1 pseudogene is annotated in these 568 nt (G+C 36.4%); it reads left to right on the top strand.

The window, feature by feature from the left end:
* Positions 1-187, top strand: a pseudogene (locus ACFINI_RS10140) (hypothetical protein); the annotation flags it as partial.
* Positions 188-568: the final 381 nt, after the last annotated feature.

The raw sequence follows: 568 nt of genomic DNA, 5'->3' as shown, positions 1-568 counted from the left end.
ACGCGATTGGCAAAGCGCTTGGGATAATTGGATTACGCATCCAGAATATGGATTGGTAATTAAGAAACACAAAAAATTAGAAACGGAAAAACTATATGCAACCGCATGCTATAAATCATCATCAAACAATTTCGCAAATAAGCTTTCAGAAAGATTTAGCATACCCCCAACAGCGATCTACGCTTAAAGACACTTATGGATCAGAAATAGAGCTTTTTTCGGAAGCATCAGTCATGAAATCGTATTTAAAAGGATCCGAAAAAACAGCAAAGTAGTGAAATTTGCTGATGATTTTGAGAATATATATGCGTTTAAATTGACAGAAAGGCACCGTACAGAGCGATTTAAAGATTTTGTGATAAAACATATTGAAATTAAAAACGCTTCTGTACGGTCCATTTTGAGGCAAATAAACCCATTGGTAAAGTTATGGATTTAGATAGGGGATATTAAACCAGATGTTTTTAAAAAAACGTAAACAGAAGGGGGGAAAAAAGTTCGTTGCAACGGCGGTGGGGCATGCCCCATGGGGATTAGGGGTAGCAGAGTATTTTTACAATCTTTACGA

This window comes from Bartonella sp. AA56HLJMS (assembly GCF_042197145.1).
GTDB lineage: Bacteria > Pseudomonadota > Alphaproteobacteria > Rhizobiales > Rhizobiaceae > Bartonella.
Note: the sequence above shows the minus strand (reverse complement) of the source record. Positions and strands in the feature narration are given on the sequence as shown.